This window comes from Paraburkholderia sp. J12, from assembly GCF_905220215.1.
In the GTDB taxonomy this organism is placed as follows: Bacteria; Pseudomonadota; Gammaproteobacteria; order Burkholderiales; family Burkholderiaceae; genus Paraburkholderia.
In genome coordinates this window covers 1-496 of sequence record NZ_CAJMZC010000051.1, presented here as the reverse complement: position 1 = coordinate 496, position 496 = coordinate 1, and the positions used below count along the sequence as shown (strand labels likewise).

The following is a 496-nucleotide window of genomic DNA, read 5'->3' as shown; positions in this document are numbered from 1 at the left end:
TGCCGCAGGCGTGGCGGCGTACGTGAAGGCGGTGCGCCCCGAGATCCGCGTGATCGGCGTGCAGACCGACGACTCGTGCGCGATGGCGCAGTCGCTGGCGGCCGGCCGGCGCGTGGAGCTGACCGAGGTGGGCCTGTTCTCGGACGGCACGGCGGTCAAGCTGGTGGGCGAGGAAACGTTCCGGCTGTGCCGCGAGTATCTGGACGAAGTGATCACGGTAGACACCGACGCGCTGTGCGCGGCGATCAAGGACGTGTTCCAGGACACGCGCAGCGTGCTGGAGCCGGCGGGGGCGCTGGCCGTGGCGGCGCTCAAGCGCTACGCGGAACGCGAGGGCATCGCGGGGCAGACGCTGGTGGCGGTGACCTCGGGGGCGAACATGAACTTCGACCGCATGCGCTTCGTGGCCGAGCGCGCGGAGGTGGGCGAGGCACGCGAGGCGGTGTTCGCGGTGACGATTCCGGAGGAGCGCGGCAGCTTCAGGCGCTTCTGCGAG

Annotated in this window: 1 protein-coding gene; it reads left to right on the top strand. The window is 71.2% G+C overall.

Annotation, left to right across the window (positions count from 1 at the left end):
• The coding region (locus tag U5760_RS31555; protein ID WP_322016220.1) for a pyridoxal-phosphate dependent enzyme at positions 1 to 496 on the top strand (496 nt) is incomplete at both ends.